The organism is Halorussus sp. AFM4 (assembly GCF_051194995.1).
Lineage (GTDB): Archaea > Halobacteriota > Halobacteria > Halobacteriales > Haladaptataceae > Halorussus.
Genome location: NZ_JBNTJT010000001.1, coordinates 54,544 through 69,940, shown reverse-complemented (window position 1 = coordinate 69,940; position 15,397 = coordinate 54,544). Strand labels below are relative to the sequence as shown.

Here is a 15,397-nt window from a genome sequence, read left to right as displayed (position 1 = left end):
ATGGAAGACTACATTCAGGACTTCATACGCGAGAGCGAAGAGAACGTCACGGAGTTGAACAACTCCCTGCTCGAACTGGAGGACGACCCGAGCGACGAGGCCGCGATGGACTCCATCTTCCGGACCGCCCACACGCTGAAGGGCAACTTCGGCGCGATGGGGTTCCAGGACGCCAGCGACCTCGCGCACGCCATCGAGGACCTGCTCGACGAGATCCGGCAGGGCCGGATGGACGTCACGCCCGAGATCATGGACCTCGTGTTCGCGGGCGTCGACGAGATCGACCGCGCGCTCGACCAGATCGAGGACGACGGCGAGTCCGACATCGACCCCGACGACACCATCGAGGAGATCCGGGCGGTCATCGAACGCGGCGCCGCGGCCGACGACGGGGCCGCCGCCGCGAGCGACGACGGTGCGAGCCCGGACGCCGAACCGGAAACCGGGTCCGGCGACGACGCCGACGCGACCGCCGAGGCGTCGGACGACGACGAGTCGGACGGCGAGTCCGGCGACACCGACGACCGGTCGGACGTCGACGGCGCCCCCGTCGGCGAGTTCGAGGACCCCGCCGCGCTGGCGGGCGCCGACGGCCCGGTGTTCCACGTCGACGTCGACATGGGCGACCCCCAGATGAAGGGCGTCGACGGCATGTTCGCGCTCGAAGGGCTCCAGGAGGACCTCGACCTGCTCGGGACGGTTCCCGACGTCGACGCCATCAACGACGGCGAGTACGACGACGGCTTCGACGCGTTCGTCGCCGCCGACAGCGCCGGCGAGGTCGAGGCGGTCGTCGAGTCGGTCGGCAAGATCGACGGCGGGACCGTGACCGCGCTGGACGTCGACGAGATCGACGTGGAGAGCGCGTCCGCGACGGAGCCCGGCGGTTCGGCGGCCGAGCCGGAGGCCGGGACCGGTGACGGCGCGACCTCCGACGACGGCTTCACCGACGCGGACGTCGTCGACACGACCGCGTCGACCGACGACGCCACCGCCGGGGGTCCGGACTCGACCGCCGACGCGTCCGGGTCGAGCGGCGACGAGTCGTCGGCCGACGCCGGCGGCTCGGCGACCCAGGAGATCGAGGAGATACAGTCGGTCCGCGTCGACGTCGACCAGCTCGACGACCTCCACGGCCAGGTCGAGCAGCTGGTCACGAGCCGGATCAAGCTCCGGCGGTCGGTCGAGCAGGCCCAGTTCGACAGCGCCGAGGACCACCTCGACGAGCTCGACAAGATCACCTCGAGCCTCCAGGACACCGTGATGGACATGCGGCTGGTCCCGCTCAAGAAGGTGGTCAACAAGTTCCCGCGGCTGGTCCGGGACCTCGCCCGCGAGCAGGAGAAGGAGATCGACTTCGCGATGGAGGGGACCGACATCGAGCTCGACCGGACCATCCTCGACGAGATCAGCGATCCGCTGATGCACCTGCTGCGCAACGCGGTCGACCACGGCATCGAGCCGCCCGCGGAGCGGGAGGCCGCCGGCAAGGACGCGGAGGGCACCATCCGGCTCCGGGGCTTCCGCGAGCGCGACCGCGTGACCATCGAGGTCGAGGACGACGGCCGGGGCATCGACCCCGACGCCATCCGGTCGAAGGCGGTCGAGAAGGGCGTGATGAGCCGCGAGGAGGCCGAGAAGCTCGACACCGAGGAGGCCCAGAAGCTCGTGTTCCACGCCGGGTTCTCGACCAACGACGAGGTGACCGACGTCTCGGGTCGGGGCGTCGGCATGGACGTCGTCCAGGACACCGTCTCCCGGCTCGACGGCGAGATCAGCGTCGACAGCGCGCCCGGCGAGGGCACGACGTTCAGCCTCTCGCTGCCGGTGACGGTCGCCATCGTGAAGGTGCTGTTCGTCCAGTCGGGCGACGAGGAGTACGGCATCCCGATCAAGAACGTCGACGAGATCCGGCGGATGGAGGACGTCCAGACCGTCGAGGGCGAGGAGGTCGTCACCCACGACGACACGGTCTACCCCCTCGTGCGCCTCGGCGACGCGCTGAACGTCCCCGGCGAGACCAGGAACGGCGACGGCATGCTCGTCCGGGTCAAGGAGTCCGAGCGCAAGGTCGCCATCCACTGCGACGCCGTCAGCCGCCAGGAGGAGGTCGTCGTCAAGCCGTTCGAGGGCATCCTGTCTGGCATCCCCGGACTGTCGGGCGCGGCGGTCCTCGGCGAGGGCGACGTGGTGACGATACTCGACGTGGAGACGCTATGATGGGGTCGGTCGGAGTCCAGTCCGGGTCCGGGTTCGTCGTCGGCCTGCGTCGCGCCCGCGACGCAGTCTGGGGAGCACCGGCGCCGAGACTAGTTACGACTGACCCCACGAGAGGACCGAGACCATGAGCAGAGGTGACTCACGAAACTTGCAAGTCGACATACGAAAGCTGAACCTGTTCAACCAGATGGCCAAGGAGGGGGCGAACACGGTCGCCAACCACCTCAACCAGATGACGGGGATGGAGACCGAGATGGAGATCACCAAGATCAACTTCCTCGAGATCGAGGACATCAAGACCCACGTCGGTCACGAGAAGCAGGTCGGCACCCACATCGAACTCGTGGAACCGCCCCACGGCTACATCCTGTTCCTGTTCAGCGCCAAGAGCGCCAAGAAGCTCGCGACCGGGATGCTGCCGGGGAGCGCCGACCCCTCCTCGCAGGGGTTCTCCGACATGGAGCGGTCGGCGGTCCAGGAGATCGGCAACATCATGACCAGCGGGTTCATCGACGGGTGGGCCAACGTGCTCAACACCACCATCGACATCTCGACGCCGAAGTTCACCTACGGCGCGGGGTCGAAGCTGGTCGACAACCTGGTCGGCACGCGGCCCGACGAGATGGCTCTAGTTTTTGACTCGCGCGTGCACGCTCGCGAGGCCGACGTCGAGGTGAAGGTGTACACCTTCCCCGAACTGGAGGAACTGGTCGCGCTGATGCAGCAGATCGAGATATGAGATCAGGGGAACGAACATCCAAATGAACGGGGAGATCGAATGACTGCGGTCGGGAGCATCGAACCATGAACGTCGACGTCGAATCGCTCGGAACGTACAGCAGGACTGCCCAGGCGGGCGCCGAGCGCGCCGCCGAGAACCTCACCGGGATGACCGGCATCGAGACCGCGGTCAACGTGACCGAGGTGGCGCTGGCCTCGGCCGACGAGCTCCGGCGCGCCGACGAGCGCGTCGGCGTCCTCGTCGACTTCGAGGGCGGCATCGACGGCACCAGCCTGCTGACCTTCTCGTCGGCGGGAGCCGAGCGGCTGCTGGACACCCTGATGCCGTCCGCGGGCGCCGAGGAGAGCGCGGTCGCCGAGGTCGGCAACGTCGTCACCAGCGGCTTCGTCGACGGGTGGGCCGACCGCCTCGAGACGACCATCGACATCTCGCCGCCCGAGTACGTCGAGGGCGACGGCGAGCGACTGCTCGACGCGGTCGAGTTCGACCGCGACCGGGCGTTCGTCTTCCGGAGCCGGGTCAGCGCGATCGGGGAGGCCCTGGAGTTCGAGTTCCACATGTTCCCCGAACCGGACTCGATGCGGGCGATGCTCGCGGGCGGCGACGAGGAGATCCCGGTCGAGAAGCTGGCCACCCTCCGCAGGATGGCCCGGTCGGGCGCGGGGACCGCCTCCGACAGCGTGTCGGCGATGACCGGCATCGACACGGACGTCGACATCAGCCAACTGCGGTTCGTCCCCATCGAGGACGTGCCGGCGGAGCTGCGTGACGAGACGTACGTCGGCGTCGTCCTCGAGTTCGAGGGACCGCTCGGCGGGTACGTCCTGATACTGTTCGACGAGGCGTCGGCCCGCGAGGTGGTCGACGCGCTCGTCCCCGGCGCCGAGCCGGCCGCGACCTTCGAGGGCCGACAGCGGTCGGCGATAGAGGAGATCGGCAACGTGATGACCAGCAGCTTCGTCGACGGGTGGGCCAACGTGCTCGACGCGACCATCGACATCTCGCCGCCCCAGTTCGTCCACGACCAGGGCCGGGCGGTCGCCGAGTCGGTCGTGGCCCGGCTCGGCCGGCGCCAGTCGTTCGCGTTCCTGTTCGACGCCACGCTCAGGGCCGCCGACCGGGAGTTCGACTGCGAGATCTACGCGCTGCCCGACGAGTCCGAGCTCCGGGCCGCGCTCGCGGACATCGACCCGGACGCGACGGCCGAGCGGACGACCAGAGCGGGGTCACTATGAGCATGACGGCCGAACGACACTCATTCGCCGACGACTCCCCCGAGCGGGTGCGGGTCGGCGTCGCCGAACTCGCCGTCGCCGAGGGCGACACCCGGCTCACGACAAGCGGGCTCGGGTCCTGCGTCGGCGTCGCGGTCGCCGACCCGACCGCCGGCGTCGCCGGACTGGCCCACGTCATGCTGCCCGAGGACTCGGGCAACGACCGGGGCAAGCCGGCCAAGTCGGCCGGCCTCGGCGTCGAGCGACTGCTCGAGGCCTTCGAGGCCGCGGGCGGCGACGTCGACGCCGCGGAGGCCAAGCTGGCGGGCGGCAGCCAGATGTTCGACTTCTCGGGCGTCAGCGAGGCCGTCGGCGACCGCAACGTCGAGCGGGTCCGCGCCGCCCTCGACGACCGGGGCGTCCCGGTCGTCGCCGAGGACGTCGGCGGCGGCCACGGTCGGTCGCTCGAGCTGTTCCCGGAGACGGGGACGCTCAGGGTCACCAGCACCCACCGGGGGGTCGAGGACCTGTGACGGTGGACGACGCCGACGCCGAGGCGTTCGAGGCGCTGCTCGACTACGTCGAGGCCGAACTGGGGTTCGTCACGAGCTACTACGACGACGCCTACCTCGACCGCCGGGTCTCGTCGCGGATGCGCCGGTCCGACGCCGACGGCTACGCCGACTACCACGAACTGCTCGCGGCCGACGAGACCGAGCAGGAGGCGCTGCTCGACGCCTTCTCGGTCAACGTCACCAGCTTCTTCCGGAACCCGGAGGTCTGGGAGGAGGTCCGGTCGGTCCTCCGGGCGCTCTCGACCGAGCGCGACCGGCTCTGGCTCTGGAGCGCGGCGTGCTCTGACGGCCGGGAGCCCTACTCGCTGTCGATGCTCGCGCTCGACGACCCCGAGGTCGACGACTCGCGCGTCGAGATCACCGCGACCGACATCGACCGCGAGATCCTGGCGGCGGCCCGCCAGGGCGTCTACCGCAACACGCGCACGACCGACATCGGCGAGCAGCTCGCCCCGCTCGACGAGTTCGACCGGTACGTCGAGCGCGACGGCGACCGGTTCGCCGTGACCGACGCGGTCAAGGAGCCGGTCTCGTTCGAGCGCCACGACCTCATCAGCGGCGACCCCAAGTCGGACTTCGACCTGGTCGTCTGTCGGAACCTCTTCATCTACATCGACGCCGAGCACAAGCTGCCGATCCTCGAGACGGTCTCGAAGTCGCTGTCCGAGGGCGGCTACCTGGTCATCGGGAAGACCGAGACGCTGCCGGAACTGCTCAAGCCGGCGTTCGAGCCGGTGGCCAGGCGACTCCGGATATACCGGAAAGTAGACAGTGTAGACATCTGAGGGTGACCGGATCTATACTGTATTACTAGGCCCTCTACTCCGGATTTACGGCGGGCGTCTCGACAGTATCATCGCTGATAACTCAGGGGGAAGATTAATGTGTCGGAAGTTCGCTGTTGACGACAATGAAACTTATCGGTCTCGGCGACCAGTTCGTTTACCTCCTCGGGACGGGCTTGGTCGGCATGGGTATCATGGACTTCATGGACGAAGAGGAAGGTGATAGCGTCGAAGCCGACGGCGGCGGTGGCGGCGACGCCGAGATGGGTGACGACCTCTTCGGCGACGGCATGGGCGACGACGCGGACGGCGAGATGGACGACTTCGGCGGGATGGACGAGGGGATGGGGATGGACGACGGAATGGGAATGGACGACGGGATGGACGACTGGGCGGACGGCGGTGGCGGCGACGACGAGTTCGGGATGGGCGGCGGGGGACCGACCCAGGAGCTCGAGAATCGGATCGACGAACTCGAGAACGAGGTCGCCGAGATCTCCTCGACGGTCGGCACGGTCCGGAGCGAGAACGAGCAGATCAGCTCGAAGGTCGACGAGACCGAGGAGAACGTCCGGAAGCTGCTCGAGATCTACGAGATGGTGACCCGCGGCGTGAACCCGTTCGTCGACGACGTCCAGCAGGGGGGCATGGGCGGCGGCGACGCCTTCGGCGAGGGCGGCGGCGGGTTCGGCCTGTTCGACGGCGACGAGGAGGAGGACGAGGAAGAGGAGGATCTCGACTCCGACGTCGCCGACGCCGAGGCCGAGAGCTTCTTCGACGACGACTTCGACGAGGAGGAGTTCGAGGAGGACGAGGACGACTTCGAGGACGACGCCGAGGACCTCGGCTTCGACTCGCCGGACGAGGCCCTCGACGGCGAGGACGCCGCGATGGACGCCCCGGAGGAGGACGGCGACGACGGCGGCGGCGGCCAGGCCGGCGGGTCGACGTTCGCCGAGCTCAAGGAGGAGTACGAGTCGGGCGAGGCCGACTGGGCCGAGGAGGACGGCGAGGCGCCCCCGGACGGCGAGATCGACCCCGAGCCGGCGGTCGAACCCGAGACCGCGACCGACGAGCCCGAGGACGGCGACTTCGAGTTCGAGGAGCCCGCCGACACCGAACCCGCGACGACCGGGACCGCCGAACCTGCCGCGACGACCGGAAGCGCCGGCCGGGGCGGCAAGCCCTACCTCGCGGAGCTGCCGAACGGCTACGTCTCGGACCTCGTCGTGATGGAGTGGCTCGAGTTCCTCGTCACGGAGTTCGGCCCCGAGGACGCGGTCCGGACCGTCGAGTACTACGGCGACATCGGGTGGATCAGCGAGTCGGTCGAGGAGGAACTGCTGGCGTTCGTGAGCGGATTCGCAGACGTGGACTCGGTCGACACCGAGGAGACCGGGCCCGCGACGCTCGAGGTCGACGACCACATCCAGAGCCTCACCTTCCTGAGCCAGCTGACCGGCGACGCCGTCCAACGGAAGATCGTCGAACACTGCGCGCAGATCCGAGGTGGGCGCGATGGGATTCAGCGTTAGCGGCGCGACCGTGGTCCTGTTCCTGGGCATCGTCATCAGCTTCGGAATCGCCCACGCCGCGGTGAACAACGGCGTCGAGGCGGTCAACGACGCCTACCGCGACTCCGCCGACAAGGAGCTCTCCCAGCAGAACACCGCCATCGAGATCGCCGACGCTCACGTCGCCAACCAGGGCGGCGACCTCCAGTTGAACGTCACGGTCAACAACACCGGCACCACGACGCTGTCCGTCGAGGACACCGACATCCTTATAAATGGGACTTACACGTCTCATGATAGTATGGAGACGCTGGCAGTCGACGGGGACACCGACACCGACCTCTGGTTGCCGGGCGAGTCCCTCTACTTCGAGGACAACCTCACCTCCGCGCCGGTCCGCGTGAAGGTCGTGACCGAGTCGGGCGTCTCCGCGTCCGCGGAGGCGGAGGTGGTCTGAGTGGCCAGCGTCTCCAGTTCGCACCTCATCCTGTTCATCGCCAGCCTGCTCATCGCCGCGAGCGTCGCGGGCACGTTCACCCAGGGCGTCCAGCGGCTCTCGTCGGCGCTCGGCGACAGGAGCCTCGACGTCGCGAAGGACGTCAGGACGGACATCGAGATCATCAGCGACCCCGGTAGCGGTGTGATCTACAACAGCTCCGGGAACGAAAATGTGACACTGCTGGTGAAGAACACCGGGTCGCTGAATCTCGCGGCGGACAGCGACCAGGTCGACGTGCTCGTCGACGGACAGCTGCAGACCGACGTGACGATGACGATCGCGGACGGCGAGACCTGGATGGTCGGCAACGTCGCCCAGCTCGAAATTGATACGGGGACGCTAAACAGCGGCGACCACCGCGTGCGGGTCATCGTCAACGGCGACGAGGAGACAATGGAGTTCAGAACCTAACCATGACACGAGACAACCTCTACTCGCTCGGCCTCGAAGACCACGACCGACTGAACCAGGAGCTCGGGGGCGGCATCCCGCGGGGCTCCATCGTCCTCATCGAGGGCGACTACGGCGCCGGCAAGTCGGCGATGAGCCAGCGGTTCAGCTACGGGCTCTGCGAGACCGACCACAGCGTCACGCTGCTGTCGACCGAGCTCACCATCGGCGGGTTCATCGACCAGATGCACTCGCTGTCGTACAGCGTCGAGGACCACCTGCTCGACGAACGGCTGCTCTTCCTCCACGCCGACGTCGACACCGGGAGCGGCCGGCGGCTCACCCGGCCGAGCGAGGACGACGACGGCAACCGCAAGGAGCTGCTCAACCGGCTGATGAACGCCGAGGCGATGTGGAACGCCGACGTCATCATCATCGACACGTTCGACGCCATCCTCCGCAACGACCCCATGTTCGAGGCGCTCATCCGACAGAACGAGGAGCGCCAGGCCGCCCTCGAGATCATCTCGTTCTTCCGCGACCTGGTCTCGCAGGGGCAGGTCATCGTGCTCACGGTCGACCCCTCGACCGTCGACGAGGAGGCCATCGGCCCGTTCCGGGCCATCGCCGACGTGTTCATGGAGCTCCAGATGGTCGAGGTCGGCAACGACGTGCGCCGGAACATCTCGGTCAAGCGGTTCGCCGGGATGGGCGAACAGGTCGGCGACACCATCGGGTTCTCGGTGCGCGCCGACGCCGGGATCGTCATCGAGAGCCGCAGCGTCGCCTGACGACCGCTCACACCCACTATGACCGAACACGGGACCGCGCAGATCCAGGACGACCTCCGGGAAGTGGCGATGCGCCGCCCCCACCTGCGGGACTACCTCAAGCGGTTCAAGCAGTTCACCGGGGAGTTCCCGCGGCTCATCGACGAGCCCAGCGACGAGTGGGAGGCCGACAAGCCCAACGTCATCTACCCGGTCGGCGGTCCCATCTACTGCCACGTCTACGGCGACGTGGGCCAGGACACCGAGTACTACGCGGTCGAGCCCGAGCTGTCGGGCACCGAGCAGGAGCTGTTCGGGAAGGTCCGGGGCGAGATCCTGGAGAAGAGCGTCAAGAAGCCGGCGCCCCAGGACGAGGCCGAGTACGACGACCGCATCGAGGAGCTGCTCGACGACACCGTGCTGGTCAACGACGGCGACGGCGGCGGTCGGGCCAACCTCCGGAACCTCTCGGCCGACCAGATCCTCGACTGGATCAAGAACGTCTCGTACAACGACTTCAAGCAGGGCGTCCGGACGTTCTCGACCGACGACATCGTCCGGGTGGTCAAGGACTACACCAACATCGGCACCTACGAGGTGTCCGAGCAGACCTACGAGAACATCCGGTACCGGCTCAACCGCGACATCGTCGGGTTCGGGCCGCTCGAACCCATCATGCGCGACCCGGCGAACGAGGACATCCACGTCATCGGTCCCCACGAGACGTACGTCGACCACGGCACGTTCGGGATGCTGGGGACCAGCGTGGACTTCGGGTCGCCCGACCGGTTCGACAACTGGCTGCGCAACATGGGCGAGCGCATCGGCGACCCGGTGAGCGACTCCGACCCCATCGTCGACTCCACCCTGCCCGACGGCTCGCGTATCAACATCATCTACTCCGACGACGTGAGCCTGAAGGGGCCGAGCCTCACCATCCGTCAGGGCGAGGGGACGCCGCTGTCGGTCGCCCAGATCACCAAGTGGGGCACGCTGTCGCCGAAGCTGGCGGCGTACCTCTGGCTCTGCCTGGAGAACGAGCAGACGGTGTTCGTGGTCGGGGAGACGGCGTCCGGCAAGACCACGACGCTGAACTGCATCATGTCGTTCATCCCCCGCGACTCGAAGATCTACACCGCGGAGGACACCGCCGAGGTGCTGCCGCCCCACGACACCTGGCAGCAGCTCCTGACTCGGGAGGGCGGCGGCGAGGACTCCTCGGACGTCGACATGTTCGACCTGGTCGCGGCCGCGCTGCGTTCCCGTCCCGACTACATCATCGTGGGTGAGGTCCGTGGCGAGGAGGGTCGCATGGCGTTCCAGGCGGCCCAGACCGGTCACCCCGTGATGCTGACGTTCCACGCCAGCGACATCGTCTCGATGATCCAGCGGTTCACCGGCGACCCCATCAACATCCCCGAGACGTTCATGGACAACGCCGACGTGGCGCTGTTCCAGAACCGGGTCAAGCAGGGCGACGACGTGCTGCGCCGGGTGACCTCGGTCCAGGAGATCGAGGGCTACTCCAAGGAGATGGGCGGCGTGGTCACCCGGCAGTCGTTCTACTGGGACCCCGTCGAGGACGAGATCGTCTTCCAGGGGATGAACAACTCCTACGTGCTCGAGGAGCAGATCGCGACCCTGCTCGGCTACGAGAACACCCGCGACATCTACGACGAGCTCGACTTCCGCGCGGAGGTGTTCGAGCGGATGATCGAGGAGAACGTACTGGGCTACCACGAGGTCAACGAGACCATCGAGGCGTTCCAGCGCGACGGCGTCGAGGGGCTCCCGTTCGACATCCACCGGTCGTTCGACTGACGGCCCCGTCTCCGACGTCGGTCGGTCCGTCTTCCGGATTCGGCGAGGCAGACACGCTTTACACGCTCGCCGGAGTAGGGACACGCCCCATGGTCAACCTCTATCCGATCCTCTCGCTGCTGGTCATCTTCGCGGTCTCGCTGGTCGTCATCCGGGTGGGCTCGGTCGCGCTCCGCATGACCGGGCTGTCGCCCGACGTCGCGTCGTTCCAGGCGACCTCCGCGTTCTCCGGCGCCGGCTACACCACGGAGGAGGCCGAGCGGACGGTCGAGACGCCCGGACGCCGCAAGGTGGTGAAGGCGCTCATCCGGCTGGGGAGCCTGGGGCTCATCAGCGCGGTCTCGTCGCTGGTGCTGTCGTTCACCGGCACCGGCGTCGACCGGTTTCGGAGCCTGGCGCTGGTGGTCGGCGGCGTCGGTGGAGTGATCCTGCTGGCCCGGAGCCGGTGGCTCAATCGCCTCGCCACCCCGCTGATCGAGCGGGCGCTGGAGCACACGACCGACCTCGACCTCCGGGACTACACTCGCGTCCTCGGTCTCCAGCGCGAGTACCGCGTCGCCGAGGTCGACGTCGGGGACGGCGACTGGCTCGCGAACGAGACCCTCGCCGACCTCGACCTGCCCGCGGAGGGCGTGCTCGTCCTCGGGGTCCGGCGGGACGACACCTACGTCGGCGCGCCCCGACCCGACTTCGAGGTCCGGCCGGGCGACGTGGTCGTCGTGTACGGAAGGGAAGACCGGTTGCGGGAACTCGCCGGCAGGGAGGCGGGCGACGACCGGGCGCGGGCCGACGCGGTGGCGGACCACGAGCGGGTGCAGGCCGACGAGGCTGAGCTCGTCGACGAACGGCGGTGAGCGAGAGATCGAAAGGTCAGACGATTATCAGTAAAAATATTCCGAGGGAAAGAGAGATGAAGGTGGGACGAAAACCCCGCGAACACCCGCGGTTCGACCGACGACAATGGCGACCAACGAGCAATCGGGTGAGAACCCACCGGACGCGAAGGACCTGCTCGCCAGCTTCGCGTCCTCGACCATCGAGTCCTACCGGCACATGGAGACGCCGGTCGGCCGATACCTCACGCTCGTGGTGGCGCCCGCGATCGCCTTCTTCCTGCTGACGGTCGTCGCGTTCCTGCTGACCGACTTCCCGCTGCTCATCCGCGGCCCCATCCCGCTGCTCGGCCTGCTGTCGCTCGGGGTCGCGGTCATCTACCCCAAGATCCTGCGCGACCAGAAGCGCAAGGAGATCGAGGACAGCCTCCACCTGTTCATCACCCACATGACCATCCTCTCGACCGCGAACATCGACCGCGTCGAGGTGTTCCGGACGCTCGGCGAGGAGGAGGAGTACGGCGCGCTGGCCGAGGAGATGCGCCGCATCACCCAGCTGGTCGACACGTGGAACCAGAGCCTCGACGACGCCCTGCGCATCCGGGCGAACAAGTCCCCGAGCAAGCCGTTCGCCGACTTCCTCGACCGGCTCGCCTACACCATCAACGCCGGCCAGGAGATCCAGGACTTCCTGCTGAGCGAGCAGGACGTGGTCATCCAGAACTACGTCACCATCTACGAGGGGTCGCTCCAGAACCTCGAGGTGATGAAGGACCTCTACCTCTCGATGGTGCTGTCCGTGACGTTCGCGCTGGTGTTCGCGACCGTCCTGCCAATCCTGACCGGCACCAACCCGACGATGACGGTCAGCGCCGTCGTGGTGATGTTCGCGTTCGTCCAGACCGGCTTCCTCGTGATGATCCGGACCACGGCGCCGTACGACCCGGTCTGGTACCACCCCGAGGGGACCACCACCGACACCGAGTGGCGGATCCGCATCTCGGTCGCGGTCGGCATCCTGCTGACGTTCCTCGCGATGGGCGTGTGCCTGCTGATCCTGCTGGGTCGGACGAGCGTCGACCCGGACGCCATCCCCCTGCCGTTCTACGCCGCCATCCCGTCGACGCCGCTGCTGATCCCCGGCCTGGTCGCCCGCAAGGAGGAGGAGCAGATCAAGGAGCGCGACGAGGAGTTCACCAGCTTCATCCGGGCGCTCGGCGCGACCGAGAGCGCCAAGCAGTCCACGACCACGAAGGTCCTCGAGAGCCTGCGCGGCAAGAACTTCGGCGCGCTGACCGAGAACGTCGACGACCTCTACAAGCGGCTCAACATGCGGATCGAGCCCGCGATGGCGTGGCGTCACTTCACCGCCGACTCCCGGTCGTACCTCATCCAGAAGTTCTCCGAGATGTTCCTGGTCGGCCGCCAGATGGGCGGGGACCCCAAGCAGCTCGGCGAGCTCATCGCCGCCAACATGAACGAGGTGCTCCAGCTCCGGGAGCGCCGCGCCCAGTCGACGGTCACCCTCATCGGCGTCCTCTACGGTATCACGGCGGCGTCGACGTTCGCGTTCTTCATCGGCCTCGAGATCGTCGAGGTGCTGGCGGGCATGTCGATCGGGCTCAACAGCAGCCAGCTCGACGTGACGACCATCATCCACACCAACGTGTACGACATCCCGACCATCGAGTACCTCCTGGTCATCATCACCCTGCTCAACGCGGTGCTGTCGGCGCTGATGGTCCGCATCGCCGACGGGGGCCACAAGGTCAACTCCTACATGCACTTCGTGTTCCTGACGTGGATGTCGAGCGCCATCGCGGTGTTCACCAGGGTCGTCGTCGGGTCGTTCCTGAACGTCTGAGCCCGGTCGACCCGTCCCGACGCGGCCCGGCCGTCGCCGCGCTACGTCCGGTGGATCACGAAGAACGCCGCCAGGCCGCCGACCGCCAGCCCGAACCAGTAGCTGGCCACGCGGTAGACCAGCGCCACGCTCGCGGCGACGTCGGCGTGGAGCGCGGTCAGCGCGACCAGGAGCCCGACCAGCGCGAACTCGACGCCCCCGACGCCGCCGGGCGTGGGGACGACCCCGGCGAGCGAGCTGGCGGGGACGACGAACAGCACCAGCATGGGGTCGATCTGTGCGCCGACGCCCAGCGTCCGGCCGGCGAACCAGAGCGGCGCCGCGAAGAACAGCCAGCCGACGTACGCGTACACCAGCGTGTGCGCGAGCTGCCGGCGGTTGTCCGTGATCCGGTCGACGAGGTCGTAGAACTCGTCGAGCCGCTCCCGCATGCTGTCGGCGTCGATCCGGTCCACGCGCCTGGCGATCGGCCCGACCGCCTTCATCACGAGTCGCTCGACGAAGTCGCGGCGGCGGTACGACCCGTAGATGACCGCCGGCAGCACGATGGCCATCGCACCGAGGGCCGCGACCAGGAGCTCGGCCTGCCTGGGCACCGCGCCCTGTATCAGGAGCACGAGCGTGCCGAGCCCGGCGAACGTGAAGAACGGCAGCAGGTTGAGCAGGTCGGCGGTCACGACGCTGGCGAGGCTGTCCTGGTAGTTGGCCTCGGTGTCGGCCGCCAGGACGTAGGCGATGAACGGGCCGCCGCCGGCCTTGCCGAACGGCGTCGCGTAGTCGGCGAAGGTGGCCGCGAAGTAGGTGACCACGATCTTCCGGAACGGGACCTCGACGTCGACGGTGTCGAGGATGACGTCCCACGACTTGGCCCAGACGACCAGCGAGACCACCGTCGAGAGGCAGGCCAGTCCGAGCCACCGGAGGTCGGCGTTCCGGAACGTCCGGAGTATCTCGTTCCAGCCGATGACCCGGCCGAAGAAGTACATGAGGACCAGCGCCACTGCGAACCCGGCGAGGACCTTGACCGTGGTGCGCCGGTCGAACACCTCCCCGGAGGTCTCGGTCGACATCTACACCACGAAACGGGCGAGAGACAGTTAGGCTTCTTGGCTCCCCGCGTGGCGGTCGAATCCCGACGTCGAGCGCTCCCGGGACCGAAAAAATATTTACCCCTACTGAGAATTGCTGAGTAGAGAGACCGCAGGCGTCGCTCGCCAACCATGTCCGAAAAGGTCATCGCCGACTTCGTCGCACGGTTCAGCCTCGACACGTTCGACTCGCCCGAACCCGCGAAGGGCCGGATCGTCCTCAGCCAGAAGCGTCTGGTCCTGGCGACCGACGGGTCGAAGACCACCGTCCCGCTCTCGGCCATCTTCGACGTCAACGTCGGCCACGTCCCCGCCGAGATGGAGGCGTTCTTCCAGGACACCATCACCATCGCGTACCGGGACGGCGACCGCCGCAGGACCGCGGTCGTGGAGGCCGGCAGCGAGGAGGTCTCGCGGTTCAAGACCGTCCTGTTCAAGGCCCAGCTCAGCGGGACCGCGGCCAGGGTCAAGCACCCGGCCCGGGTCGGCGGTCGGGTGACCGACGCGCCGTTCCGGCCGGCGAAGCTCAAGATCCGGCCCGGCGCGGTCGAGTTCGCCGGCGACGACCCGGTGACGGTGGAGCTCGCCAACGTCACGTACTTCCAGAAGGAGGACCGCGACGGCGGGTCGGTGCTGGTCGTCCGCCACGCCGACCAGGGCCAGTCGGTGACCTCGGAGTTCGCCCTCGAGAGCGACCGCAAGCTCAACCTGCTGGGGCGGTACCTCCGGCTGGAGTACTCGGCGCTCGCCAAGGAGGTCGAGGACGTGACCACCTCCGAGGACGAGATGGAGGCGCTTGTCGCCATCTACTCGGGCGCCCGGAGCGGCGACCTCGCCGGGACGCTCGGGGTCGACTCCAGCCGGGTGACGATGCTGCTCAACGACCTCCGGGAGAAGGGGCTGGTCGACGAGGGCCAGAAGGGCCTGTCGCTGACCGCGCAGGGCCAGCTGCTCGTCAGCGACCGCATCGAGACGGTCAACACGTGAGCTCGCCCGCGAGCCGTCGGTCCGGGGGCCGCTTCCGCCTCTCTCCCCGCAAGAGACCTGTGGATTTTTATACCGTTACTCGGTAACGGTGTCCA

At 67.8% G+C, this 15,397-nt stretch carries 14 protein-coding genes; 13 read left to right on the top strand and 1 reads right to left on the bottom strand.

Annotated elements, in window-relative coordinates:
- The 12 genes from ACQUQF_RS00315 (at position 1) to flaJ (ending at position 13,227) form a co-directional block, all read left to right on the top strand.
- Complete coding sequence (locus ACQUQF_RS00315; protein WP_435174457.1) at positions 1-2,220, top strand: chemotaxis protein CheW; 2,220 nt, start codon at positions 1-3, stop codon at positions 2,218-2,220.
- 124 nt (positions 2,221-2,344) lie between these two features.
- On the top strand, positions 2,345-2,959 hold the full coding sequence (locus tag ACQUQF_RS00310; protein ID WP_435174455.1) for a chemotaxis protein CheC: 615 nt from the start codon (positions 2,345-2,347) through the stop codon (positions 2,957-2,959).
- A 65-nt stretch (positions 2,960-3,024) separates the two neighbouring features.
- On the top strand, positions 3,025-4,197 hold the full coding sequence (locus ACQUQF_RS00305; protein ID WP_435174453.1) for a chemotaxis protein CheC: 1,173 nt from the start codon (positions 3,025-3,027) through the stop codon (positions 4,195-4,197).
- Between the two features lie 2 nt (positions 4,198-4,199).
- Positions 4,200-4,709, top strand: coding sequence for a chemotaxis protein CheD (locus tag ACQUQF_RS00300; protein WP_435174450.1), 510 nt, complete (start codon positions 4,200-4,202; stop codon positions 4,707-4,709).
- A gap of 2 nt (positions 4,710-4,711) precedes the next feature.
- Positions 4,712-5,536, top strand: a complete 825-nt coding sequence (locus ACQUQF_RS00295; protein ID WP_435174447.1) for a CheR family methyltransferase — start codon at positions 4,712-4,714, stop codon at positions 5,534-5,536.
- A 125-nt stretch (positions 5,537-5,661) separates the two neighbouring features.
- Positions 5,662-7,071 (top strand): FlaD/FlaE family flagellar protein, encoded by a 1,410-nt coding sequence (locus ACQUQF_RS00290; RefSeq protein WP_435174444.1) that lies wholly within the window; start codon positions 5,662-5,664, stop codon positions 7,069-7,071.
- The gene (locus ACQUQF_RS00285; protein WP_435174441.1) at positions 7,055-7,507 is read left to right on the top strand and encodes a fla cluster protein FlaF; all 453 of its coding nucleotides are present in this window, start codon (positions 7,055-7,057) and stop codon (positions 7,505-7,507) included. The genes ACQUQF_RS00290 and ACQUQF_RS00285 overlap by 17 nt, the downstream gene beginning before the upstream one ends.
- A complete protein-coding gene (locus ACQUQF_RS00280; protein ID WP_435174438.1) occupies positions 7,508-7,960 on the top strand; it encodes a flagellar protein G in 453 nt (150 codons plus the stop codon). It begins immediately after the preceding gene.
- A 2-nt stretch (positions 7,961-7,962) separates the two neighbouring features.
- On the top strand, positions 7,963-8,730 hold the full coding sequence (locus ACQUQF_RS00275; protein ID WP_435174435.1) for an ATPase domain-containing protein: 768 nt from the start codon (positions 7,963-7,965) through the stop codon (positions 8,728-8,730).
- An 18-nt stretch (positions 8,731-8,748) separates the two neighbouring features.
- A complete protein-coding gene (locus ACQUQF_RS00270) occupies positions 8,749-10,530 on the top strand; it encodes a type II/IV secretion system ATPase subunit (protein ID WP_435174432.1) in 1,782 nt (593 codons plus the stop codon).
- Positions 10,531-10,619: 89 nt separating this feature from the next.
- A complete protein-coding gene (locus tag ACQUQF_RS00265; RefSeq protein ID WP_435174429.1) occupies positions 10,620-11,384 on the top strand; it encodes a TrkA C-terminal domain-containing protein in 765 nt (254 codons plus the stop codon).
- A 106-nt stretch (positions 11,385-11,490) separates the two neighbouring features.
- Positions 11,491-13,227 (top strand): archaellar assembly protein FlaJ, encoded by a 1,737-nt coding sequence (gene flaJ, locus ACQUQF_RS00260; RefSeq protein WP_435174426.1) that lies wholly within the window; start codon positions 11,491-11,493, stop codon positions 13,225-13,227.
- Between the two features lie 41 nt (positions 13,228-13,268).
- Here the strand turns inward: flaJ and ACQUQF_RS00255 are convergent, their stop codons facing one another.
- Entirely contained in the window at positions 13,269-14,297 is a 1,029-nt protein-coding gene (locus ACQUQF_RS00255) for a lysylphosphatidylglycerol synthase transmembrane domain-containing protein (RefSeq protein WP_435174425.1), read from the bottom strand.
- 150 nt (positions 14,298-14,447) lie between these two features.
- On the opposite strand from ACQUQF_RS00255, the gene ACQUQF_RS00250 reads away from it, so the two are divergent.
- Positions 14,448-15,302, top strand: a complete 855-nt coding sequence (locus ACQUQF_RS00250; RefSeq protein ID WP_435174422.1) for a CheF family chemotaxis protein — start codon at positions 14,448-14,450, stop codon at positions 15,300-15,302.
- Positions 15,303-15,397 lie beyond the last annotated feature (95 nt).